Genomic DNA, 21,931 nt, shown 5'->3' with positions numbered 1-21,931 from the left:
GGATAGCGATACTACTCAAGCATGGATAGCATCGCTATCTAATGCGGGAAGGGGATCTCATGGACAGGGGACCGATATCCGGCCGGGTCACGGCCGCCACGGCGGGCGACGTGGTCGGCTCGCCTGCGCCTCCGACCCCGGCGGGCAACACCGCCCCGCTTGGGCGGAGTTCAACCGCCGCGTGCGGAGCAGCAAGGAGGAAGGCAGGTCGCGCCCCAACGCGGCCTAGACGGTGGCCAGATCGCCCATCCGCGCCTCAAGAAGGCCGCGCACCCGCGGCATGATCTCCGGGTCCTTGAGGGTCATCCGGCCCACGTGCAGCTGCTGGTGCCCGTAGACCACCTTCTCCGGCTTACTGCTTCCGTCGACCTCCAGCGCCCATTCCGTGTCCCGGAGGTCCAGTGTTCCCGGCTTGGGCACGACACGGCTGCTCCAGCCGGTGCACAGCACCCACTCGGTGGTGTGCGCGGTGTGGCGCGCCGCCGCGTCCATGAGATGGATATCCGGCACCTCCGGGACGGGGACGTAGCCCACCACGGCCTCGACGCCGAAATGACCTGTCGTGGTGTACGCGACGGCCCCATAGATGTCCGGCCACAGATGCAGCAGCGGGAAGACGGTTACGCGGCCAGTGCCCGTGAGCATCCTTGGCATGACTCACCCTCGTCGGATCGGAACGGCTTCGACCCGCCAGTCTTCCCACGCCCGCGTCGTCTCATAGGGTCAATCACCTTGTTCGGGCGGGTAGTTGATGTCACCGCCGTGGTTCGCGCCCCCTCGCGCATCAGTGCGCGGTGGCGCCGGCTTCGGCGCCCCCATGCCGTACGTACGCGCGGCGCTGGATTCGCGTCACTGGTTTCAGGGGCAGGGCAGGGCAGAACAGGGGGACGAAATCAGCGGCCCAGTGCGTAATACGGAAAGCGGGGCACGCGAACCGGACGCCGCATGACGCAGGTGCCGGATTCCTGTGTGTCACCCGATCGGCCCCGTTCGGGGCGAAACGGGACACCCGGGCGTGCAAGGTGATTCCATGAACACCACACACCAGAAGCACCAGAAGCGCCCGAAGAAATCCGTTTCTCGAATACTCGCGGTGAGCGCGGCCCTGGGGATCGCCCTTGCGACAGGGACGGCGACCGCCGCATCCGCCGAGGCCGCGACGGCGCCCGCCAAGGCCGCAGTTGACCATTCGAAGCCGTTCGGCGGCGACTGGGGCGGCGGAGACTGCAACGCCGGTCTGCTCAGCATCCTCTGCCTGTGATCCATGCATCCCGAGCGGGCTCGCGGCCGGGCGGACGAGGAGGGTGATATGCCCGTGCACTTCCCCCTTCGCCTGGCCTCCCGCACCCGCTCATCCACCCATCTGCTCACCCGGTAACTGAATTCACTGCCGCCCGGCTTCGGAATTATTCACCTCAGCAGATCTGCCCCAGCAGATCTGCTGATCCCTGTTTAAGCAGAGGGAATGTTCAGAGGTAATGTTCTCTGTCTCAGGCGGAGGGCGTCTCCCCGGCACCGGCACCGGCACCAGCACCGGAACCGGAATTACCGCTCGCTGCATTTTCCGGCGCATTTCCCAGCGCCTCCGCCAGCACCTCCGCCACATGCCGCCCCCGACGTCCCCCCAACTGCCCGGCCTGCCCCAACTGCTCCAGCTGCGTACGGCAGGAGAAGCCATCCGCGAGGATCTCCGTCTCGGGCCCCGACTCCCGTACGGCAGGCAGCAGCCGGTCCTCCGCGCAGGCCACGGAGACGTCGTAATGGCCGCGTTCGAAGCCGAAGTTGCCGGCCAGGCCGCAGCAGCCGCCCTGCAACTGCCCGGTCAGACCGGCCCGTTCGCGGAGGTGGCGGTCGGCGGCGTCGCCGAGGACCGCGTGCTGGTGGCAGTGGGTCTGGCCGGTGACCGGGCGGTCGATGCGGGGCGGCTGCCAGTCGGGGGCGAGGGTGACCAGGGCCTCGGCGAAGGTCAGGACGGAGGAGGCCACGGTGGCGGCGCGGGGATCACCGGAGAGGAGTTCGGGGAGGTCGGTGCGCAGGGCGGCGGCGCAGCTGGGTTCGAGGACGACGAGGGGGTGGCCGTCCCGGAGCAGGGGCGACAGGACGTCGACCGTACGGCGCATCACGGCGCGGGCGCGGTCGAGCTGGCCGGTGGAGACGTAGGTGAGGCCGCAGCACAGGGGGCGGTGGCGGCGGGGCAGGAGGCCGGTGCGGCGCAGGGGTGCGGTCGGGGGGAGGAGGGGGCGCAGGCCGGCCGCCTCCAGGACGCGTACCGCCGCGCGGCCCACCTCGGGGGCGAGGAAGTTGGTGAAGGTGTCGGGCCAGAGGATCACGGTGCGGCCGGCCGTCGGGGCCCCGCGGCGCCACCACCAGCGGGTGAACGGCTCCACGGCCAGCGGCGGAATGGTGCGCTCGGCGGCGATCCCGGCGAGGCGTTTGGCGACGGCGGCCGCGGGGCTGCGGGCGAGCAGGTTGAGGGCCGGGGCGGCCGGGGCGGCGGTGTGCAGCCATTGGGGCAGGCGGCCCATGGAGTAGTGGGCGGCGGGGCGCAGGCGGCCCGCGTAGTGGTGGTGGAGGAATTCCGCCTTGTAGGTGGCCATGTCGACGCCCACGGGGCAGTCGCTGCGGCAGCCCTTGCAGGACAGGCACAGGTCGAGGGCGTCGCGTACCTCGGGCGAGCGCCAGCCGTCGGTGATCACCTCGCCGGCCAGCATCTCGTGCAGCAGGCGGGCCCGGCCACGGGTGGAGTGCTGCTCCTCGCCGGTGGCGCGGAAGGACGGGCACATGACGTCCGGAGAGGACGAACTCGACTCGGGCACCCGGCATTTGGCCACGCCGACGCAGCGCCGCACGGCCGCCGTGAAGTCGCCGTTGTCGTGCGGATAGCCGAATTCGACCGGGACGGGGCGCCTGGGCAGCACGTCGAAGCGGAGGTTGTCGTCGAGGCGGGCGGGGCGGACGAGCATGCCGGGGTTGAGGCCGCCCGCCGGGTCCCAGACGTCCTTGAAACGTCCGAACAGATCGACCAGTTCCCGTCCGTACATCGCGGGCAGGAGTTCGGCGCGGGCCTGGCCGTCGCCGTGTTCGCCGGAGAGGGAGCCGCCGTGGGAGACGACCAGGTCGGCGAGGTCGCGGGAGAAGTCGCGGAAGCGGCGGATGCCGGGGGCGGTGAGGAGGTCGAAGTCGATACGGATGTGGATGCAGCCGTCGCCGAAGTGGCCGTAGGGGGTGCCGCGCAGGCCGTGCTGGACCAGGAGGGCGCGGAAGTCCCGTAGATAGGGCCCGAGTTGAGCGGGCGGGACGGCGCAGTCCTCCCAGCCGGGCCAGGCTTCGGACCCGTCCGTCAGCCGGGTCGCCGTCCCGGACGCGTCCTCCCGGATGCGCCACAGGGCCCGCTGGCCCGCCGGGTCGGTGACCAGGGCATGGTCGGTGGTGCCGTCCGCCGCGGCCCGGCACAGCGCCTCGGCGCGGGCGGTGGCCTCCCGGGGGCTCTCGCCGCCCATCTCCACGAACAGCCAGGCGCCGCCCTTGGGCAGCCCGGTGGCGGCGCCCACCAGGTCGGCGGCCATGCCCTCGACCGTCATCGGGTGATGCGGCAGCAGGGTGTGGGCGGCCTCGGCCGCCGCACTCTCGTCGGGGTAGGCGAGGACGGCGAGCACCCGGGCCGCCGGGGTCTCCACCAGCCGTACGGTCGCTTCGGTCAGCACGCCGAGGGTGCCCTCGCTGCCGGTGAGGGCGCGGGCGAGGTCGGTGCCGGCCTCCGGGAGCAGGGCGTCCAGGGCGTAGCCGGAGATCCGGCGGGGCAGGTCGTGGGGATAGCCGGTACGCAGCAGCGCCAACTCCGCGTCCACCAGGGCCTTGACGCCGTCGCGGAGGCGGGGCGGCAGGCCCGCGGGGGCGCCGGTGGGGTCGGTGCCGCGGCCGGCCCGTACCCGCTCGCCGCCGTAGGTCAGCAGGTCCAGTGCGCGGACGTTGTCGGCGGTGGTGCCCCAGGCCACGGAGTGGGAGCCGCAGGAGTTGTTGCCGATCATGCCGCCGAGGGTGCAGCGGCTGTGGGTGGAGGGGTCGGGGCCGAAGGTCAGGCCGTGGGGGGCCGCGGCGGCCCTCAGGTCGTCCAGGATGACGCCCGGCTGGACGACGGCGGTACGGGTTTCGGGGTCCAGCGAGGCGATGCGGCGCATATGGCGGGTGAAGTCGAGGACCACGCCGGTGCCGGTCGCCTGCCCGGCAATGCTGGTCCCGCCGCCGCGCGGCACGACCGGGACGCCGTGCTCCCGGCACACCCGCAGCGCCGCCGCGACGTCCTCGGCGTCCCGGGGAGCGACCACCGCCTCGGGCACCCTGCGGTAGTTGGACGCGTCCATCGTCATCAGCGCCCGGTCGGCGGCGGCGAACGAGACCTCGCCGCGCACCGCCGCCGTCAGTTCCTGCTCCAGTTGCCGCTGCTCGGTCTCGTTGCGCTCAGCCATGTCCCCAAGCCTGCCCACTGGGGCGCGGTCATGCGACGGCCGGTTCGGGCACCGGCGTGGCGGCCGCGGCCGGATGGAAGCGGAAGACGTTCTCCGGGTCGTGGCGGGCCTTCAGCGCGGCCAGCCGACGGTGTTCGCGGGCGTCGTGCACGCTGCGCGCCACCTCTGCCGCGTCCGGCCGGTCCGCGTGCCCGCCGAAGAGGAAGTTCACGCTGCGGCCCAGGCTCCAGGGCTCGACGACCGCGAACGCCTCGGCGTGCAGGGCCCGTACGGCCGCCGGGTTCGTCCCGTCCAGGGGCGACAGCAGCCGGAGCGCATAGCGGGCGTCGCGGTGGCCGACGGCGCCGGTCCCGGTGGCCATCGCGCCGCCGAGGTGGTTGAGCTGGACGACGACCATCGTCGGCGCCTGCGGGCCGGTGAGCGCGGCGACCCGGCGCAGCGCCGCCGCGTCCAGCCCGGTGAGCAGGGCGTTGTCCCCGTGGTAGGCGTGCGGATCGCTGGGGTCGCGGTGGATGGTGTGGGATGCGGCGTACGGCATCTCGCGCAGATCGTCGCTGACCCGCGGGCCCACCGCGCGCAGCGGCGCCACCAGGCGCTCGCCGTCCGCGGCACTGCCGGTGTAGGCGATACGGATCTGGGCGAGGTAGCGGCCGCGCAACGGGGCGGGCAGCTGGGGGATGTCGGGGTAGGCGATCAGCGCGACCGAGGACGTCAGCTCGTCGGGGACGGTCTCGGTCCAGCGGAGGTAGGCGGCCAGCGCCTCGTCGATCCGCTCGCCGTCGAACACCAGCTGCCCGCCGTACAGCCGCGTCACCGGCACCAGCGCGAACTCCATGGCGGTGACCACCCCCAGGCCGTGGCCGCCGCCGAGCAGCGCGCGGAACAGCTCGGGGTCGGTGTCGGGGGTGAGGTGGAGGTGGCGGGCGTCGGCGGTGACCAGGTCGACGGAGCGGACGTGGTCGGCGGCGAATCCGTGCGTACGGGCCAGGATTCCGACGCCGCCGCCGAGGGTGTAGGAGACGACGCCGACGCCCGGGGAGGAGCCGTTGAGCGGGGCCAGGCCGTACGGGGCGGCCGCCTCGATGACCTGGCCCCACACCACGCCGGCCGCGACCCGGGCGGTGCGGGCCGCCGCATCGACCCGGACGCCGGACATCCGCCGGGTGCTGATCAGCAGTCCCCCGTCGGTGGCCGCGGACAGGCCGTGGCCGGTGGCCTGGACGGCGACCGGGAGGCCGTGGGCGCGGGCGAAGGCGACGGCGGCGACCACGTCGTCGGCGTGCGCCGCACCGACGATGACGGCCGGGCGGTGGCGGTGGGCGGTCTGGAAGCCGGAGCGTTCGGCGTCGTAGCCGTCGTCGCCGGGCAGCAGGACGGGGCCGTGGACCTTCCGTACGAGGGCGGACAGGGCGGCGGGGTCGAGAGCGGAAGCGCGGCCGGTCGGGGCGAGGTCGGTGAGGTCGGTGAAGTCGTTGATCTCCATGCGCCGCACTCTCCGGCAATAACTTGACACCTGGCGTCATATATTCGCGTCCGCTATAAACCGGTTGTGAAGTCGGACCGTCTGCTCTCGATCCTGCTGCTCCTCCAGACCCGCGGCCGGGTCCCGGCCTCGGAGCTCGCCCGGCGGCTGGAGGTCTCCACCCGCACCGTCTACCGCGATGTCGAGTCGCTGTCGGCGGCCGGGGTGCCGGTCTACGCCGAGCGCGGCCGGCACGGCGGGATCGCGCTGCTGCCCGGCTTCCGTACGGACGTCACCGGGCTGACCACCGACGAGGCGCGGGCCCTGTTCGTGCTGGCCGCGCAGGGCGCGCACACCGCGCTCGGGCTGGACGACGCTCTCGGCTCGGCGCTGCGCAAGGTGATGGCGGCGCTGCCCGCGCCGCACCGCCCCGCCGCGGAACTGACCGGTCGCCGCATCCTGGTCGACCCGGACCGGTGGATGTCCGGCCCGCGCGCCGCCGTCGACCTCGGCGATCTGCACACCGCCGTCTTCACCGACCTCCGGCTGCGCCTCCGCTACCGCCACAGCGGCGAGACCCGTCTGCGCACCTACACCGTCGACCCGTACGGGCTCGTCGCCAAGGCCGGGACCTGGTACCTCGTCGCCGACCGGCGCGGGCGGCCGCGGCTCTTCCGGGCCGACCGGGTGGCTTCCGTGGCCCTCACCGACGCCCCGGTGCGCCGCCGCCCCGGCGTGGAGCTGGCCGAGGTGTGGCAGCAGCTGCGCCGCGAGGTGGAGGAGCGGCCCGCGGGCGTCGAAGTGACCGCCCGGATCCGCCGCGACCGGCTGGATATGGCCGTGCGGATCCTGGGACCGGCGCTGACCGGCCCGCCGCGGTCGGATGCGGCCGACGACGGCTGGGCGGTCCTGGACCTGGCCTATCCCGTGATCGACGCCGTCCGCCAGCTCCTCCAGTTCAGCGACTTGCTGGAGGTCCTGGCCCCGCCGGAGGCCCGCCGGGTGCTGGCACGGGCGGCGGCCGGTATCGGCGAGATCTACGGGGGCGACGGGACGGGCCCGTAGGACGAGACGCCGAGAAACCTCCCGCACCGGCCCCGTCTCACCGCACGACTCTCCGTCATCTCATCCGGTGGACGCGCCGCGGAACCGCCCACCGCGACGGATTAGGCTTCCTCCGTGGCTGATATCCAGATTCCCGCTGACATCAAGCCCGCCGACGGACGCTTCGGCGCGGGCCCCTCCAAGGTGCGTACGGAGGCGCTCGGCGCCCTGGCCGCCACCGGTTCCTCCCTTCTCGGTACGTCCCACCGCCAGCCCCCGGTCAAGAACCTGGTCGGCAAGGTGCGCGAGGGCATCCACGAGCTGTTCCAGCTGCCCGAGGGCTACGAGGTCGTCCTCGGCAACGGCGGTTCCACCGCGTTCTGGGACATCGCGACGCACGGTTTGATCGAGAACAAGTCCCAGCACCTGTCGTTCGGCGAGTTCTCCTCCAAGTTCGCCAAGGCCGCCAAGCTGGCGCCGTGGCTGGCCGAACCCACCGTCATCTCCGCCGACCCGGGCGACCACCCCGAGCCGCGGGCCGAGGAGGGCGTGGACGTCTACGCCTTCACCCACAACGAGACCTCGACCGGTGTCGCCGCGCCCATCCGGCGCGTCAAGGGCGCCGACGCCGGCTCGCTCGTCCTGGTGGACGCCACCTCCGGCGCCGGCGGTCTGCCCGTCGACATCGCGGAGACCGACGTCTACTACTTCGCCCCGCAGAAGTCCTTCGCCTCCGACGGCGGTTTGTGGCTCGGCGTCTTCTCCCCCGCCGCGATCGAGCGCGCCGAGCGCATCCACGCGTCCGGCCGCCACATCCCGGAGTTCTTCTCGCTGCCGACGGCGATCGACAACTCCCGCAAGAACCAGACGTACAACACTCCGTCCCTCTCCACCCTCTTCCTGCTCAACGAGCAGCTGGAGTGGCTCAACGGCCAGGGCGGGCTGGACTGGGCGGTCCGCCGCACCGCCACCTCCGCGCGCACCCTCTACGGCTGGGCCGAGGAGTCCAAGTACGCCACCCCGTTCGTCGCCGACCCGGCCAAGCGCTCGGCGGTCATCGGCACGATCGACTTCAACGACGACATCGACGCCGCCGCGATCGCCAAGGCCCTGCGCGCCAACGGCATCGTCGACACCGAGCCGTACCGCAAGCTCGGCCGCAACCAGCTGCGGGTCGCGATGTTCCCGGCCATCGCCCCGGTGGATGTCGCGGCGCTGACGGACTGCATCGACTACGTCATCGAGAAGCTGTAGTCGGATTCGGGTTCGGGTTCGGTCTCAGGATTCGGGCTCAGGCTCCGGGCCCCGGCGGGCAACCGCCGGGGCCCGTACCTTTTCCCGGGATTTCCGGGATTCCTCGCCTTCCTCGCCTTCCTTGCCTGCCCCACCTGACCCGCCTTCCTTGCCTTCTCCGGCGGATTCATTTCCCGCCCGCGCCGGCGCCCCGTGTGTGTCCAGATACCAGCGCCCCCAACGGTCGAGTTGCGCCGCGACGTCGCGCAGGGAGGTGCCGGTCGCCGTCAGGGAGTACTCCACCCTCGGCGGCACCTCCCCGTAGACGGTCCGTACGACCAGGTCATCGGCCTCCATCTCGCGCAGCTGGCGGGTGAGCATGCGCTGCGTGACGCTCGGCAGCGCGCGTCTGAGCTCGCCGAAGCGCAGCGTGCCGTGTTCCAGCAGCAGATTCAGTACGGCCAATTTCCAACGGCCGCCCAGCACTTCCATGGCGATTTCGACGGCGCAGTATTCCTGGGTGTTCCGTACGTCACCTCGCACGCTTCCTGCCCCTTCCCCGCCACGTCGGTATACAGAGTGGTACTACGGCACTTTTCTGACCGTACTTGTTTTCTCTGTTCGGCGGAGCAGAGGGTTTCCGCATGGCACGCATCGATACGGAATGCCGTACGGCAAAGCGAGTCGACGGAGAAGGAGACGGCGACGGAGACGGAACCGGAGCCGGAACCGGAACCGGAACGCAACCGCCGAAGAACCGCTGGGCGGTACTGGCCGTTCTCTGCGTCAGCCTCCTCCTGTGCGGTATCGATCTGACGGTCCTGCATGTCGCGGTGCCCAGCATGAGCCGGGAGTTACACCCCGGCGGCACGGCACTGCTGTGGATCGTCGATGCCTACGCCCTGACGGTCGCCGCCCTGTTGGTGACCTGCGGCACGCTGGGCGACCGGATCGGCCGCAAGCGCATGGTGCTCGGCGGTTTCGCGCTGTTCGGGACGGCCTCCGCGGCGGCCGCGTTCGCCCCGTCCACGGGTGCGCTGATCGCCGCCCGGGTCGCCCTGGGCGGCGGAGCCGCGATGATCATGGCGTCGACGGTGGCCCTCATCCGTGTCGCCTTCCCCGACGGCCGCGAACGTGCCGTCGCCCTCGGCATCTGGACGGCGGCGCACAGCGTGGGCGCGGCCGTGGGCCCTCTGGTGGGCGGCGCGGTGACCGAACGCTGGGGCTGGAGCGCCGCGTTCCTGGTCAATGTGCCGATCGCGGCGGCCATCCTGGTGATCGGCGCCCGGGTGATCCCGGAGTCGAGGAACCCGGCGCCGCGGCGGTGGGACGTCACCAGCGTCGTCCTGTCGGTCGCCGGCCTGGTGGCCGTCGTCTACGCCCTCAAACAGGCCGGTGCGCATCTCGCGCCGACCCCGGGCACCCTCCTCGCCGCCCTCGTCGGCGTTCTGCTCCTCCATCTCTTCCGTCGCCGCCAGCGCCGGCTGGCCGAACCGCTCCTGAACCTCTCCCTCTTCGCCGACCGCCGCTTCTCCCTCGCCACGGCCTGTGTCGTCGTCTGCTTCGGCAGCTATGTCGCGCTGCTGTTCTTCCTCACCCAGTGGCTGCAACAGGTGGGCGGCTACCCGCCGCTGCGCGCCGGTCTCGCACTGATGCCACTGGCCACCGCCAATGCCGCCGGGGCCATCAACGCACCATGGATCGACCGGCGTTGGGGGCATCGACGGGCACTGGCCGGCGCCCTGGCCGTCTTCGCGGCCGCCCTGGCGGCACTGGCCGCGTTCGGCGACGCCGGGAGCTACGGGCCGCTCGTCCCGCTGCTCCTGGCGGCCGGTTACGGCGCCGGCATCGTCATGGCCTTGGGCGCCGACGCCATCATGGGCGCGGTCCGCCCCGAACGCTCCGGCGAGGCCGCCGCCATCCAGGAGACCGCCTTCGAGCTGGGTGCGGGCCTGGGCATCGCCTGCCTGGGCACCGTACAGAACGCGGCCGGGGGCGCCCACGGCAACGGGTTCACCGCGGTGTGCGCGACCGCGGCCGCGGGGTTGGCGGTGACGGCGGGGCTGGCGGCGGCGGTGCGGACACGATGAGGGCCGACACCGCCGGGGCTACGCCCCCGACAGCCGCCGATGCCTCGAAATCCCCTCCGAAGCACCCCCGAGATACCCCCGAAATACCCTCCGAACGGCCGCCCGAAAGGACACCTGAACGGACGCATCACGCCATACCGACACATCACGGCGTGACGAATGGGGCCGGATATGCCTGTATTGGAGGCATGACGACTCCCCCGAGCCCCGGTCTCGCCGAGTTCGAACGTCAGGGGGCGATCCTGCTCACCACGTACAAGCGGGACGGCACCGGCGTCGGCACCCCGGTCAATATCGCCGTCGACGGTGACCACGCCTATATCCGCACCTACGGCAGCTCCTGGAAGGCCAAGCGGATGCGGAACTTCCCCGAGGTGGAGTTCTGCGCCGCCACCTGGCGCGGCCGCCCGACCGGGCCCGTCCGCAAGGGGCGGGTGCGGCTGCTCGACCCGCAGGCCCGCGAATACCGGCGCGCCGAACGCTCGCTGACCCGGAAGTACCCGCTGATCCACGGGCTGCTGGTGCCGCTGGCGCATCGCCTGAAGAAGGAGCGGACGCTGCATTACGAGCTGCGGCTGGTCGAGGGCGACGCGGCCCCCGGGGCCGACGGGGCCGTTTAGTTCTTACGGCCAGTCCTTACGGCTCGTCCTTACGGCTCGTCCTTACGGATCGCCCTTACGGCTCGTCCTTACGGCGCATCCGCCGCACCCCGACCACCGCCGCCGCGACCAGCCCCAGCACCAGCACGCTCCGTACGAACGTGGCCTTCGGCGTGATGGGGCCGGCCGGGCTCGCGGATGCCCCCGGACTCCCGTTCGCCGCGCCCTTGTTGCCGTCCGCCCCGCCCTTGGACGGGCGTTCTTGCTGCGTCGAATCCGGTAGCTCGGCGCCGCTCAGCCCGACCGGTTCGACACGGCTGTCGCGGCCCTCCGACCCGTACATCAGCGTCCGGCCGTCGGGGGTGAAGGTCACCGACTCCCCCTGTTCCTCGACCGGTACGCCCACGCTGCCGATGTCGTCCTTCGGTCGCCCGTTGCGCCAGTGGTACATCCGCGCGCCGAAGTAGCTGCGCAGCAGGAGCCGGGTCCCGTCCGGCGAGAAGGCGCCGTCGGTCACCCACAGGTCGACCGGCGCGACCTTGCGGAAGAGGTTGGTGCCGCCGGGCGTCAGCCGCCGCGGACCCTCGTAGAGCGCGCCGCTGCCGTCCTGCTTCTTGCTGGCGATATAGACCCGGCCGGTCTTGGGGTGCACCATCAGCGCCTCGGCGTCGCGCGGCCCGTCGGCGTACTTCACGGTGAACTGGGTGGCGGTGACGGTGGCGTCGTGCAGCCGCTTGGGTTCGGGGAAGCGGTAGATCCAGACGTGGTCCCAGGCGCCACCCATGTTGTCGCCGATGTCGCCGAGGTAGATGTTGCCGTCGGGGCCGAGGGAGATGGCCTCCGCATCGCGCGGGGTGCCGATGCCGCGCAGGGTGATCCTGGCGACCGTGCGGCCGGTCCTGCCGTCGACGGCATAGACGTAGGGGCCGTCGGAGCTGTCGTTGTGGGTCCAGTAGATGCCGGGGTGCGTACGGCTGGCGGCCAGTCCACTGGACTCGGCGATCCGGGAGTCGCCGATGGTGAAGCCGTCGGGTTCGTCGGCCGCGGCGGGTACGGCGGCCGCCGCCCACAGGATCCCCGCGGCACCGGCCGCGCACAGAAGCGAACGCATGGGGACAGCGTGCCATCCCGGGGCGCCGCCGCAGCGTCTCCGTGCGGGCGTGGCCAGCGTCACGTACCCGCGGGTAGGGTCCCGCCCCGGATTCTCCGCCATGATGTCCCGATGAGGATCATGTGCGTCGGCGACTCGATGACGATCGGCACCGCCGGCGCTGTCACCTGGCGCTTTCGTCTGTGGCAGCACCTGAGGGCGACGTACCAGGGCCCGTACCGCCTCGTCGGCCCGCGCCGCGCGCTGCATGACACCCTCCAGGACACGCCCACCTCGTACGACTACGGCGACCCGGACTTCCCCGAGGACGCGCGGGGGCATCTCGCCGGCTGGGGCGAGGGCTGGCTGCACATGGCGCCGCTCATAGGGGACGCCGTACGGGAGCACGGGGCGGACACGCTGCTGGTGTCGCTCGGCCTGATAGACCTCGGGTTCTATACGAACGCCGAGCAGACCGCGGAGAACGTGCGGCGCTTCGTGGCGGCGGCGCGGGAGGCCGAGCCGCACGTCCGGGCGGTGCTGATGCCCGTGATACGCAATGTGCGCGCGGCGACGGACGCCGCCTTCGCGGCGCAGCGCGAGCGGTTCAACGAGCTGCTGGCCAAGGCCGTCGCCGATCTCTCCACCCCCGCCTCGCCGTTGCTGCTGGCCTCCGAACCGCCCGCCTGGAGCATCGAGACCGCCACCTACGACGGAACGCATCCGTCGGCCCTGGGCGAGCATCTGCTGGCGGGTGCGTTCGCCGAGGCGATGCAGCAGGGATGGGGCGTCGGGGGGCGGTATGCGTATCCGGATACGCCCACCGGGACGGGGCCGCACGGCAGAGGCGCCCCGACTCCCGCCGGTGCCGCTTGATTCGAGTGCACTCCAACGCGTTGGCTGGTCGACCATGAAGTACACACACCTCGGACGCACCGGACTCCAGGTCAGCCGACTGATCCTCGGCACCATGAACTTCGGGCCCCAGACGGACGAGACCGACAGCCACGCGCTCATGGACAGCGCCCTCGAAGCGGGCGTGAACTTCTTCGACACCGCCAATGTCTACGGCTGGGGCGCGGAGAAGGGCCGTACGGAAGAGATCCTCGGCTCCTGGTTCGCCAAGGGCGGCGGCCGGCGCGACAAGACCGTGCTGGCCACCAAGGTCTACGGCCATATGGGCAGCGACGGCGACCCGGTCTGGCCCAACCACCACAAGCTCTCCGCGCTCAACATCCGGCGCGCGGTCGACGCCAGCCTCAAGCGGCTGGGCACCGATTACATCGACCTCTACCAGTTCCACCACGTGGACCGCGCCACGCCCTGGGACGAGATCTGGCAGGCCATCGACGTCCTCGTCCAGCAGGGCAAGATCCTCTACGCCGGGTCCTCCAACCACGCCGGATGGCATATCGCGCAGGCCAACGAGACGGCCCGGCGGCGCGGTTCCTACGGCCTGGTCAGCGAGCAGTGCCTGTACAACCTCGCCGAACGGCGCGCGGAGATGGAGGTCATCCCGGCCGCCGAGGGCTACGGCCTCGGGATCATGCCCTGGTCGCCGCTGCACGGCGGGCTGCTCGGCGGCGCCCTGCGCAAGGAGCGGGAGGGCGGTGGCGCCCGTTCGACCTCCGGACGCGCCGCCGACGCCCTGGCCGACTCCGCGGTCCGCGACCGGATCCAGGCGTACGAGGACCTGGTCGAGCGGAACGGTCTGCAACCCGGCGAGGTGGCCCTGGCCTGGCTCCTGACCCGTCCCGCGGTCACCGGCCCGATCGTCGGCCCCCGCACCGGCGACCAGCTCGCCTCCGCCCTGCGCGCGGTCGAACTGACCCTTCCCGAGGAGCTCCTGGCCGCCCTGGACGACATCTTCCCGGGCCCCGGCCCGTCCCCGGAGGCGTTCGCCTGGTGAGCGACGGCCCCCCGGCCGGCCCCGGTAGGCGCCGGCCGGGGGCGACCGGACCTCATGAATGCGCAGGTCAGCGCAGTGCCGCCGCCACGATCACCACGATGAGCAGCACGGCGAGGAGACCGGACACGATCCGGTTACGGGTTTTAGGGTCCACCCGATGAGCGTAACCGGACCGGATCCGGGCACCTCGACCGCCCGGCTCCTGGTCCGGCTGCGGTCAGTGGCCGAGCGGCCACGACGCCAGCTTCTCGTAGTGCGGCTGGCTGCCCCGGACGCCCGGCGTCGGCGGGTGGCTGCGCATCAGCGCCAGCTCCCGGACGGTCCACGGGCTGCTCTCGAAGCCGTCCAGCCCGTCCGCGAACGGGGCGAGGTGCAGGCGCTCGATGCGGTTGCGGGCGATGGTGAGATGCGGGTGGTACGGACGGTGCGTACGGTGCGAGTCCCGCGTCACACCGGCCCGGCGGCCGGCCGCCTCCGCCGAGTCCGCCAGCTTCCGCATCACCTCCAGCTCGCCCTCGGCGCCCACCCACACCACCCGGTCGTCGAACCGGCCGCCGTCCATGATCCGCAGCTCGTACGGGGCCTGCCGCCGCGCGGCCCGCGCCAGGCGTTCCGCCAGCTCGGGCAGCAGATCGTCGGCCACCTCCCCGTAGAAGGCGAGCGTGAAATGCCACCCTTCGTGGCCGGTCCAGCGCAGCCGGTCCGCCTCCGGCAGCGCCTTCAACCGCGCCACCGCGGCGGACAGTTCGGTGAGGACGGAGCCGGGCGGCAGCACCGCGGCGAAGAGTCTCATACCGTCCAGTCTCACCCAGCGGGGGAGACCGGCGCAGGGATTCCCGCCCGGATCATGGTGCCGCCGCCAGCCGCCGGGGGTCGGGATCCGCGGGCGGGGCGGAATCCGCGGTGGGCGCGGCGGCATCCGCGGACGAGGCGGACCGCGCGGGCGGTACGGGCGGTACGGCAACGCCGTCGGCGGCGGGCGCGGCCGGTTCGACCGGGCCGCCGCGGGCCACGAAGGTCACATGCTGACGCCCCCGCCGCAGGTCTATCTTCAGGCGCAGACCTCCGATCCGGGCGAGGACCAGCCCGATGGCCGCCGCGGCACCGGCGGAGACCACGCCGCCGGTGATGAAGCCGATCCGGGCACCGAAGCTGTCGGTGACCCAGCCGACGAGCGGCGCACCCAGTGGCGTACCGCCCACGAAGACCATCATGAACAGGCTCATCACCCGGCCGCGCATCAGCGGATCGGTGGCCATCTGGAGGCTGGAGTTGGCGGTGACGTTGATCGTCAGGCCGAAGATGCCGATGGGAGCGAGCAGCGCCGCGAAGATCCACAGGGACGGGGCGAGCGCGGCGGCGATCTCCAGGACTCCGAAGAGCAGCGCGGCGCCGACCAGCAGCCGCAGCCGGGAGCCGGCCCGGCGGGCCGCGAGCAGCGCGCCGATCAGCGAACCGGCCGCCATCAGCCCGTTGAACAGGGCGTATGTGCCGGCGCCGGCGTGGAAGACCTGGTAGACGAAGGCGGTCAGCCAGATCGGGAAGTTGAAGCCGAAGGTGCCGATGAACCCGACCAGGACGATGGGCCAGATCAGCTCGGGCCGCCCGGACACATAGCGCAGGCCCTCCCGCAGCTGGCCCTTGCTGCGCGGGACGGTGGTGACCTTGTGGAGTTCGGCGGGGCGCATCATCAGCAGGCCGATGACCGGCGCCAGGAAGGACAGGCCGTTGAAGAGGAACGCCCAGCCGCTGCCGAACGCGGTGATCAGCACACCGGCGACGGCGGGGCCGATCAGGCGGGCGGACTGGAAGTTGGCGGAGTTGAGGCTGACGGCGTTGCGCAGGTCCTCCTGGCCGACCATCTCGGAGACGAACGCCTGGCGGGAGGGGTTGTCGACGACGGTGACCAGGCCGAGGAGGAAGGCCACCAGGTAGACGTGCCAGACCTGGACGTGGCCGCTGAGCGTGAGGACGGCGAGCGCCAGGCCGGTCAGGCCCATCGCGGACTGGGTGACGAGCAGCAGCTTGCGCTTGGGGAAGCGGTCGGCGATCACCCCGCCGTAGAGCCCGAAGAGCAGCATGGGCAGGAATTGCAGCGCGGTGGTGATGCCGACGGCACCGGAGGAGCCGGTCAGGCTCAGGACCAGCCAGTCCTGGGCTATTCGCTGCATCCAGGTGCCGGTGTTGGACACCACCTGGCCGGTGGCGAAGAGGCGGTAGTTGCGGATGCGCAGCGAGCTGAAGGTGCCCGCGCGCCGCGCGGCGCCGCGTCCGGCGACGGGTGGTGCGCCGTCGGAAGCCGTGTCGTGGTCGGAGTGCGGTGCGGGGGCGGAGTGTGCTCCGGATCCCGTACTCAACGTGGGTTCGCCTCCTTGGCCTTGGGGTTTTACAGCTGTGCGAGTTTCTCCAGAACGGGCGCCGCGGCCCGGACCTTGGCCCATTCGTCGTCGTCCAGCCCGGAGGCCAGCTCGGCGAGCCAGGCATTGCGCTTGCGGCGGCTCTCTTCGAGCATCGCCTCGGCCTGTTCGGTCTGGGTGACGACCTTCTGGCGGCGGTCGTCGGGGTGCGGTTCGAGCCGGACCAGTCCCTTGGCCTCCAGCATGGCCACGATGCGCGTCATCGACGGCGGCTGGACATGCTCCTTACGGGCCAGTTCGCCGGGGGTGGCGCGGCCGCACCGGGCCAGGGTGCCGAGCACCGACATCTCGGTGGGGCTCAGCGATTCGTCGACCCGCTGGTGTTTGAGGCGGCGGGACAGACGCATGACTGCGGATCGCAGAGCGTTCACGGCATCGTCGCCATGGGACAGTTCCGGCATGGTCGTTAGCATAACTCATTACCTTTTCTAAGTAAAGCGGGAGCGCGGCGCTTCCGCGGGAGCGCGGCGCTTCCCCGATCCGCCGGAGAGATTCCCTTCGCTCACCCATATGGGTGAGGACGCAGCCGAAATCGGCCCACCTGAGCGGCTTCTACCGGGACGGTGTCCCTATGGGATCGCGAGTGCTCAGCCTGCGCGTGGACGGGGAGCTGCTGGAGCGCATTCGGCAGCACGCGGCAAAACGCGGAATGAGCGTCCAGGACTATGTGGTCCGGACGCTCATCCGCGATGACTTCGACGAACGCTTTCAAACGTCGGTCGACGAGACGGAGCGGTTCTACGAGGCTCCGCCGCTGTAGCGCCCCGCGAGCGGGCCGCCGCCGGGCACGTCACACCCGGCCGGTCACTTCACCCGGCCGGTCACTGCACACCCAGCGCCTGCTCGATCGGGTGCAGCAGGAAGTAGACGAGGAAGCAGAGCCCGACCACGTTCAGCAGCCACGGAATCTGCTTGAACCGCCCGGTCGCGGTGCGCAGCAGGATGTACGACAGCACGCCGATGCCGATGCCGTTGGTGATGCTGTACGTGAACGGCATCGAGATCATCGTCAGGAACGCCGGGATGCCGACGGTGAAGTCGCCCCAGTCGATGTCCCTGACGTTCGACGCCAGGATCAGGAAGCCGACGACGAGCAGCGCGGGCGTGGCGGCCTGGGACGGGACGACCGTCGCCAGCGGGGTGAAGATCAGCGCGAGCAGGAACAGCCCGCCGGTCATCATGTTGGCCAGGCCCGTGCGCGCACCCTCGCCCACACCCGCGGTGGATTCGACGAAGCAGGTGTTGGCCGAGGCGGAGCCGAAACCGCCGCCGGCGACCGCGATGCCGTCGGCCATCAGGATCCGGCCCATGTTCGGCAGCTGGCCCGTCTCGTTGTTCAGCAGCCCGGCCTCCTCACCGACGCCGATGATGGTGCCCATCGCGTCGAAGAAGCCGGACAGCAGCACGGTGAAGACGAACAGGCAGCCGGTCAGCGGGCCGACTTCCTTGAAGCCGCCGAAGAGGCTGATGTGGCCGATCAGCCCGAAGTCCGGGGCGCCGACGATCTTGTGCGGGATGTTCGGGACGGCCAGGCCCCATGCCGCGTCCGGGATCGTGACGAGGGCGTTGATGACGATCGCGACCACGGCCATGGTCACCATGCCGATGAGGATCGCGCCCTTGGTCTTGCGGACGGTCAGCACGAACATCAGCATCAGGCCGAGGACGAACACCAGCACCGGCCAGCCCTGGAGCTGTCCGTGCTGCCCCAGGCCCATCGGCACGGTGGTGTGCGCGGCGTCCGGGTTGCGGGTGACGAAGCCCGCGTCGACCAGGCCGACCAGCGAGATGAACAGGCCGATGCCGATGGCGATGGCCCGCCGCAGCCCGTTGGGAATCGCGTCCATCACCCGCTGCCGCAGCCCCGAGGCGACCAGGATCATCAGCACCAGACCGGCGAGCACGACCATGCCCATCGCATCCGGCCAGCTCATCTTGGGGGCGAGCTGGAGGGACACCACGGCGTTGATGCCCAGTCCGGCGGCGACGGCGATGGGGACGTTGCCCATCAGGCCCATCAGGACGGTGGTCAGCCCCGCCATCAGCGCGGTGGCGGTGACCAGCTGGCCGTTGTCGAGATGGTGGTGGTACTTGTCGACGCCGGAGCCCAGGATGATCGGGTTCAGCACGATGATGTAGGCCATCGCGAAGAAGGTCGCCAGGCCGCCGCGGAGTTCGCGGCTGACCGTCGATCCCCGCTCGGAAATCTTGAAGAAGCGGTCGAAGCCGTTCCTGGGCGGCTGGGGAGCCGGGTTATCGAGGGCGTCGACCGGCGTGGTGGCCGAGGGGGACATGCGGGACCTCAGTCGTACGGGCCTTGGGCAGGCGCAGGGCCCAAGGGCCCGGAGACGAACACGGACGGAAAGCACGGAAAGAGAAGCGGAACAGAAGGGACCGGATCAGCATGGCGCGATCACCTTGGATGAAGCAACGATCCGATCCAGTCAGATCCGGAAAGGTTCAGTATGAATAAACAATCCGTTGATCGCTATCTCCGCGCGTAGAGCCTTGGGGCGCCCGGCCGGCCGGAGCCGCACCGGCCCGCCCCGGGCCGCCTGCGCCCTCCCCGTAAGCTGAACCCCATGTGGAAGAAGTCCGAACTGCGCGAGGCCCCGGCGCCGCTCGAAGGTCCCGTCGTCGGCACGATCACCGGCGGCACCATCCTCTGGTTCCTGCTCTTCCTCGGCCAGCTGCCCTTCTACGGCTGGTTCGCCGACCGCGGTCACGCCTGGTGGGTGTGGACCTGTCTGGCCGGCGGCGGCCTGGGGCTGGTCGGCATCTGGTACGTACGCAAACGCGATGCGGCCATCAAGCGCGCGGCCGCCGCCGAACGCGCCACGGCGGACGACCCCGCCTGAACCACCGGCCCGAGCCCGCCCCCGGGCCATCCGCCAACGGGTGAACCGGGCCCACCCCCCGTACCGTCGATGACATGACCGAGCGGGCGCGGACGGATGTCACGGCCCCCGGACCGGGCAACGGCCGGCCCGCGGCCCACCCCGGTCTGACCGCGGCCGAGGTCGCCGAGCGGACGGCCCGGGGCGAGGTCAACGACGTCCCCGTACGCTCCTCGCGCTCGACGGCCGACATCGTCCGGGCCAACGTCTTCACCCGCTTCAACGCCATCATCGGCGTCCTCTTCGCGATCATCCTGGTCGTCGGCCCGATCCAGGACGGCCTCTTCGGCTTCGTCATCGTCGCCAACACCGGCATCGGCATCGTCCAGGAACTGCGCGCCAAACGGACCCTGGACAACCTCGCGGTGATCGGCGAGGCCCGCCCGACCGTGCGCCGCGACGGGGTGGCGGCCCAGATCCCCACCTCCGCGGTGGTGCTGTCCGACGTCCTCGAACTCGGGCCGGGCGACAAGGTCATCGTCGACGGCGAGGTCCTGGAGGCCGACGGCCTGGAGGTCGACGAATCCCTGCTGACCGGTGAGGCCGACCCCGTCCTCAAGAAGCCCGGCGACCCGATGATGTCGGGCAGCTTCGTGGTCGCGGGCGGCGGCGCCTTCACCGCCACCAAGGTCGGCCGCGAGGCCTACGCCGCCCAGCTCGCCGAGGAGGCCAGCCGCTTCACCCTCGTCCACTCCGAACTGCGCAGCGGTATCAGCCTGATCCTCAAGTACGTGACCTGGATGATGATCCCCACCGCCCTGGGGCTCGTCTTCAGCCACCTGCTCACCCTCGGCCTCCCCGGTGACGAAGCCATCCGCCGGATGGTCGCCGGCATCGTCCCGATGATCCCCGAGGGCCTGGTCCTGCTGACCTCCGTGGCCTTCGCCATCGGCGTCGTCCGCCTGGGCCGCAAGCAGTGCCTCGTCCAGGAACTGCCCGCCATCGAGGGCCTGGCCCGGGTCGACGTGGTCTGCCTCGACAAGACCGGCACGCTCACCGAAGGCGGGATGGACGTCCGCGAACTCCGCCCCCAGAACGGCGCGGAGCGCTCCCGCACCGAAGGCGTCCTGGCCGCCCTGGGCACTGCCGACCCGCGCCCCAACGCCTCCCTCCAGGCCGTCATCGACGCCTACCCCGCACCCGCCGACGGGACCTGGGACTGCACGGCGTCCCTCCCCTTCTCCTCCGCCCGCAAGTACAGCGGCGCCCGCCTGACCGACCCCGACGGCACGCACACCACCTGGCTCCTGGGCGCCCCCGACGTCCTGCTGCCGCCGGGCGACCAGGCCCTCGCCGAAACCGACGCGCTCAACGCCCAGGGCCTGCGCGTCCTGCTGCTGGCCGCCACCGACCGCGCCCTGGACGACCCCCGAGTCACCGAGGCGGTCCGCCCCACCGCCCTGGTCGTCCTCGAACAGCGGCTGCGCCCCGAAGCCTCCGCCACCCTGCGCTACTTCGCCGACCAGGACGTCCAGGCCAAGGTCATCTCGGGCGACAACGCGGTCTCGGTCGGCGCGGTGGCCGCCGAACTGGGCCTACCGGGCGCCGCCGATCCCGTCGACGCCCGCACGCTCCCCGCCGACCCCGACGCGATGGCCGCCGCCCTCGCCGAGGGCACCGTCTTCGGCCGCGTCACCCCCCGGCAGAAACGCGACATGGTGGCCGCCCTCCAGTCCCACGGCCACAACGTCGCGATGACCGGCGACGGCGTCAACGACGTCCTCGCCCTCAAGGACGCGGACATCGGCGTCTCCATGGGCGCCGGCTCCGAAGCCACCCGTGCCGTCGCCCAGATCGTCCTGCTGAACAACAGCTTCGCCACCCTCCCGTCGGTCGTCGCCGAGGGCCGCCGCGTCATCGGCAACATCACCCGGGTCGCCACCCTCTTCCTCACCAAAACCGTCTACTCGGTCCTCCTCGCCATCCTGGTCTCGTGCTGGCAGATCCCCTACCCCTACCTCCCCCGCCACCTCACGCTTCTCTCCACCCTCACCATCGGCATCCCGGCCTTCTTTCTCGCCCTGGCCCCCAACACCGAACGCGCCCGCCCCCACTTCGTCCGCCGCGTGATGCGCTACGCCATCCCCTCCGGCCTCATCACCGGCGCCGCCGCCTTCACCACCTACCTCCTGGCCCGCAGCTACTACACCGGCCCCGGCTCCCTCCCGGCCGAAACCAGCGCCGCCACCCTCACCCTCTTCCTCACCGCCCTCTGGGTCCTCGCGATCATCGCCCGCCCCTACACCTGGTGGCGTATCGCCCTCGTCCTGGCCATGGCCCTCGGCTTCCTGATCGTCCTCACCACCCCCTGGCTGCAACGCTTCTTCGACCTCCGCCTCGTCGGCACCACCCTGCCCTGGACCGCCGTCGCCATCGCCGCAATCGCCTCCGCGGCACTGGAGTTCACCTGGCGCTGGGTCGCCCGCCGCTTCCCCGCCTGACAATTTGGCGGTCCCGCACCCCTCCCGTACCGTGCATGCCCATGACATCTTCAACGGGGAACCTGACGTACGAAATCCTGGCCCGCGGCCACCATCACCACTACAGCCACTACGGCAGCAGCCACGGCAGCAGCGGCCCCATGCAGTGGTGGATGTGGGCAATCCTCGGCCTCGGCGCCGTCGCCTTGATCTACAGCTGGGTCAAGAAGCTCAGCAAGTGACTCCACGTCGGCCCCCGCAACACCCCCGCGGGGGCCGACGTCCAGCTCGCACAACGGCCGCC

20 protein-coding genes are annotated in these 21,931 nt (G+C 71.4%); 11 read left to right on the top strand and 9 right to left on the bottom strand.

Features of this window, described 5'->3' with window-relative positions; translation table 11 throughout:
- Positions 1 to 225: 225 nt before the first annotated feature.
- Positions 226 to 645 carry a hypothetical protein gene (locus B1H19_RS24780; protein WP_203237219.1) on the bottom strand — a complete coding sequence of 140 codons (420 nt, stop codon included), beginning with the start codon at positions 643 to 645 and terminating at the stop codon, positions 226 to 228.
- Between the two features lie 385 nt (positions 646 to 1,030).
- Here B1H19_RS24780 and B1H19_RS24775 point away from each other — a divergent pair, with 385 nt between their 5' ends.
- A complete protein-coding gene (locus tag B1H19_RS24775; protein WP_083106972.1) occupies positions 1,031 to 1,261 on the top strand; it encodes a hypothetical protein in 231 nt (76 codons plus the stop codon).
- A 229-nt stretch (positions 1,262 to 1,490) separates the two neighbouring features.
- On the opposite strand, the gene B1H19_RS24770 is transcribed toward B1H19_RS24775, so the two are convergent.
- Complete coding sequence (locus tag B1H19_RS24770; RefSeq protein ID WP_083106971.1) at positions 1,491 to 4,466, bottom strand: FAD-binding and (Fe-S)-binding domain-containing protein; 2,976 nt, start codon at positions 4,464 to 4,466, stop codon at positions 1,491 to 1,493.
- 28 nt (positions 4,467 to 4,494) lie between these two features.
- Positions 4,495 to 5,949: an FAD-binding oxidoreductase gene (locus B1H19_RS24765; RefSeq protein WP_083106970.1), complete on the bottom strand. Its 1,455-nt coding sequence runs from the start codon at positions 5,947 to 5,949 to the stop codon at positions 4,495 to 4,497.
- Positions 5,950 to 6,015: 66 nt separating this feature from the next.
- On the opposite strand from B1H19_RS24765, the gene B1H19_RS24760 reads away from it, so the two are divergent.
- Together B1H19_RS24760 and serC are read left to right on the top strand one after the other, a co-directional pair.
- Positions 6,016 to 6,993: a helix-turn-helix transcriptional regulator gene (locus tag B1H19_RS24760; RefSeq protein WP_083106969.1), complete on the top strand. Its 978-nt coding sequence runs from the start codon at positions 6,016 to 6,018 to the stop codon at positions 6,991 to 6,993.
- Between the two features lie 114 nt (positions 6,994 to 7,107).
- Entirely contained in the window at positions 7,108 to 8,226 is a 1,119-nt protein-coding gene (gene serC, locus B1H19_RS24755; RefSeq protein ID WP_083106968.1) for a phosphoserine transaminase, read from the top strand.
- 24 nt (positions 8,227 to 8,250) lie between these two features.
- Here serC and B1H19_RS24750 read toward each other — a convergent pair whose 3' ends face one another.
- Positions 8,251 to 8,748 carry a winged helix-turn-helix transcriptional regulator gene (locus B1H19_RS24750; protein ID WP_237289502.1) on the bottom strand — a complete coding sequence of 166 codons (498 nt, stop codon included), beginning with the start codon at positions 8,746 to 8,748 and terminating at the stop codon, positions 8,251 to 8,253.
- Between the two features lie 101 nt (positions 8,749 to 8,849).
- On the opposite strand from B1H19_RS24750, the gene B1H19_RS24745 reads away from it, so the two are divergent.
- Both B1H19_RS24745 and B1H19_RS24740 read left to right on the top strand, forming a co-directional pair.
- Positions 8,850 to 10,295: an MFS transporter gene (locus tag B1H19_RS24745; RefSeq protein WP_083106967.1), complete on the top strand. Its 1,446-nt coding sequence runs from the start codon at positions 8,850 to 8,852 to the stop codon at positions 10,293 to 10,295.
- A gap of 188 nt (positions 10,296 to 10,483) precedes the next feature.
- Positions 10,484 to 10,915 (top strand): PPOX class F420-dependent oxidoreductase, encoded by a 432-nt coding sequence (locus B1H19_RS24740; RefSeq protein WP_083106966.1) that lies wholly within the window; start codon positions 10,484 to 10,486, stop codon positions 10,913 to 10,915.
- Positions 10,916 to 10,970: 55 nt separating this feature from the next.
- On the opposite strand, the gene B1H19_RS24735 is transcribed toward B1H19_RS24740, so the two are convergent.
- Positions 10,971 to 12,005, bottom strand: coding sequence for a hypothetical protein (locus B1H19_RS24735; protein WP_083106965.1), 1,035 nt, complete (start codon positions 12,003 to 12,005; stop codon positions 10,971 to 10,973).
- Between the two features lie 120 nt (positions 12,006 to 12,125).
- On the opposite strand from B1H19_RS24735, the gene B1H19_RS24730 reads away from it, so the two are divergent.
- Positions 12,126 to 12,860 (top strand): GDSL-type esterase/lipase family protein, encoded by a 735-nt coding sequence (locus B1H19_RS24730; protein WP_083109851.1) that lies wholly within the window; start codon positions 12,126 to 12,128, stop codon positions 12,858 to 12,860.
- Positions 12,861 to 12,894: 34 nt separating this feature from the next.
- Positions 12,895 to 13,893 carry an aldo/keto reductase gene (locus B1H19_RS24725; RefSeq protein WP_083106964.1) on the top strand — a complete coding sequence of 333 codons (999 nt, stop codon included), beginning with the start codon at positions 12,895 to 12,897 and terminating at the stop codon, positions 13,891 to 13,893.
- A 217-nt stretch (positions 13,894 to 14,110) separates the two neighbouring features.
- Here B1H19_RS24725 and thpR read toward each other — a convergent pair whose 3' ends face one another.
- The 3 genes from thpR to B1H19_RS24710 are packed head-to-tail and all read right to left on the bottom strand — an operon-like array spanning position 14,111 to position 16,711.
- The gene (gene thpR / locus B1H19_RS24720) at positions 14,111 to 14,686 is read right to left on the bottom strand and encodes an RNA 2',3'-cyclic phosphodiesterase (protein ID WP_083106963.1); all 576 of its coding nucleotides are present in this window, start codon (positions 14,684 to 14,686) and stop codon (positions 14,111 to 14,113) included.
- 52 nt (positions 14,687 to 14,738) lie between these two features.
- Entirely contained in the window at positions 14,739 to 16,250 is a 1,512-nt protein-coding gene (locus B1H19_RS24715; RefSeq protein ID WP_083106962.1) for an MFS transporter, read from the bottom strand.
- A 29-nt stretch (positions 16,251 to 16,279) separates the two neighbouring features.
- Positions 16,280 to 16,711: a MarR family winged helix-turn-helix transcriptional regulator gene (locus tag B1H19_RS24710; protein ID WP_030067487.1), complete on the bottom strand. Its 432-nt coding sequence runs from the start codon at positions 16,709 to 16,711 to the stop codon at positions 16,280 to 16,282.
- 170 nt (positions 16,712 to 16,881) lie between these two features.
- Between B1H19_RS24710 and B1H19_RS24705 the strand changes: the two genes are divergently transcribed.
- Positions 16,882 to 17,070: a ribbon-helix-helix protein, CopG family gene (locus B1H19_RS24705; RefSeq protein WP_083109850.1), complete on the top strand. Its 189-nt coding sequence runs from the start codon at positions 16,882 to 16,884 to the stop codon at positions 17,068 to 17,070.
- 61 nt (positions 17,071 to 17,131) lie between these two features.
- Here B1H19_RS24705 and B1H19_RS24700 read toward each other — a convergent pair whose 3' ends face one another.
- On the bottom strand, positions 17,132 to 18,604 hold the full coding sequence (locus B1H19_RS24700) for an NCS2 family permease (protein ID WP_083106961.1): 1,473 nt from the start codon (positions 18,602 to 18,604) through the stop codon (positions 17,132 to 17,134).
- Between the two features lie 288 nt (positions 18,605 to 18,892).
- Here B1H19_RS24700 and B1H19_RS24695 point away from each other — a divergent pair, with 288 nt between their 5' ends.
- From B1H19_RS24695 to B1H19_RS24685, 3 genes are all read left to right on the top strand, one after another.
- Positions 18,893 to 19,168: a DUF2530 domain-containing protein gene (locus B1H19_RS24695; RefSeq protein WP_083106960.1), complete on the top strand. Its 276-nt coding sequence runs from the start codon at positions 18,893 to 18,895 to the stop codon at positions 19,166 to 19,168.
- A gap of 74 nt (positions 19,169 to 19,242) precedes the next feature.
- Positions 19,243 to 21,648 (top strand): HAD-IC family P-type ATPase, encoded by a 2,406-nt coding sequence (locus tag B1H19_RS24690; RefSeq protein ID WP_083106959.1) that lies wholly within the window; start codon positions 19,243 to 19,245, stop codon positions 21,646 to 21,648.
- Between the two features lie 41 nt (positions 21,649 to 21,689).
- Positions 21,690 to 21,869, top strand: a complete 180-nt coding sequence (locus tag B1H19_RS24685) for a hypothetical protein (protein WP_159028130.1) — start codon at positions 21,690 to 21,692, stop codon at positions 21,867 to 21,869.
- The last annotated feature ends 62 nt before the right edge of the window (positions 21,870 to 21,931 follow it).

Source organism: Streptomyces gilvosporeus (genome assembly GCF_002082195.1).
GTDB lineage: Bacteria > Actinomycetota > Actinomycetes > Streptomycetales > Streptomycetaceae > Streptomyces > Streptomyces gilvosporeus.
Note: the sequence above shows the minus strand (reverse complement) of the source record. Positions and strands in the feature narration are given on the sequence as shown.

What these genes read in the sequence shown, in the direction of transcription:
- B1H19_RS24780 (WP_203237219.1), bottom strand. Translation starts at nt 645, where the DNA reads ATGCTCACGGGCACTGGCCGCGTAACCGTCTTCCCGCTGCTGCATCTG.
- B1H19_RS24775 (WP_083106972.1), top strand. Translation starts at nt 1,031, where the DNA reads ATGAACACCACACACCAGAAGCACCAGAAGCGCCCGAAGAAATCCGTT.
- B1H19_RS24770 (WP_083106971.1), bottom strand. Translation starts at nt 4,466, where the DNA reads ATGGCTGAGCGCAACGAGACCGAGCAGCGGCAACTGGAGCAGGAACTG.
- B1H19_RS24765 (WP_083106970.1), bottom strand. Translation starts at nt 5,949, where the DNA reads ATGGAGATCAACGACTTCACCGACCTCACCGACCTCGCCCCGACCGGC.
- B1H19_RS24745 (WP_083106967.1), top strand. Translation starts at nt 8,850, where the DNA reads ATGGCACGCATCGATACGGAATGCCGTACGGCAAAGCGAGTCGACGGA.
- B1H19_RS24740 (WP_083106966.1), top strand. Translation starts at nt 10,484, where the DNA reads ATGACGACTCCCCCGAGCCCCGGTCTCGCCGAGTTCGAACGTCAGGGG.
- B1H19_RS24735 (WP_083106965.1), bottom strand. Translation starts at nt 12,005, where the DNA reads ATGCGTTCGCTTCTGTGCGCGGCCGGTGCCGCGGGGATCCTGTGGGCG.
- B1H19_RS24730 (WP_083109851.1), top strand. Translation starts at nt 12,126, where the DNA reads ATGTGCGTCGGCGACTCGATGACGATCGGCACCGCCGGCGCTGTCACC.
- B1H19_RS24725 (WP_083106964.1), top strand. Translation starts at nt 12,895, where the DNA reads ATGAAGTACACACACCTCGGACGCACCGGACTCCAGGTCAGCCGACTG.
- thpR (WP_083106963.1), bottom strand. Translation starts at nt 14,686, where the DNA reads ATGAGACTCTTCGCCGCGGTGCTGCCGCCCGGCTCCGTCCTCACCGAA.
- B1H19_RS24710 (WP_030067487.1), bottom strand. Translation starts at nt 16,711, where the DNA reads ATGCCGGAACTGTCCCATGGCGACGATGCCGTGAACGCTCTGCGATCC.
- B1H19_RS24705 (WP_083109850.1), top strand. Translation starts at nt 16,882, where the DNA reads ATGGGATCGCGAGTGCTCAGCCTGCGCGTGGACGGGGAGCTGCTGGAG.
- B1H19_RS24700 (WP_083106961.1), bottom strand. Translation starts at nt 18,604, where the DNA reads ATGTCCCCCTCGGCCACCACGCCGGTCGACGCCCTCGATAACCCGGCT.
- B1H19_RS24695 (WP_083106960.1), top strand. Translation starts at nt 18,893, where the DNA reads ATGTGGAAGAAGTCCGAACTGCGCGAGGCCCCGGCGCCGCTCGAAGGT.
- B1H19_RS24690 (WP_083106959.1), top strand. Translation starts at nt 19,243, where the DNA reads ATGACCGAGCGGGCGCGGACGGATGTCACGGCCCCCGGACCGGGCAAC.
- B1H19_RS24685 (WP_159028130.1), top strand. Translation starts at nt 21,690, where the DNA reads ATGACATCTTCAACGGGGAACCTGACGTACGAAATCCTGGCCCGCGGC.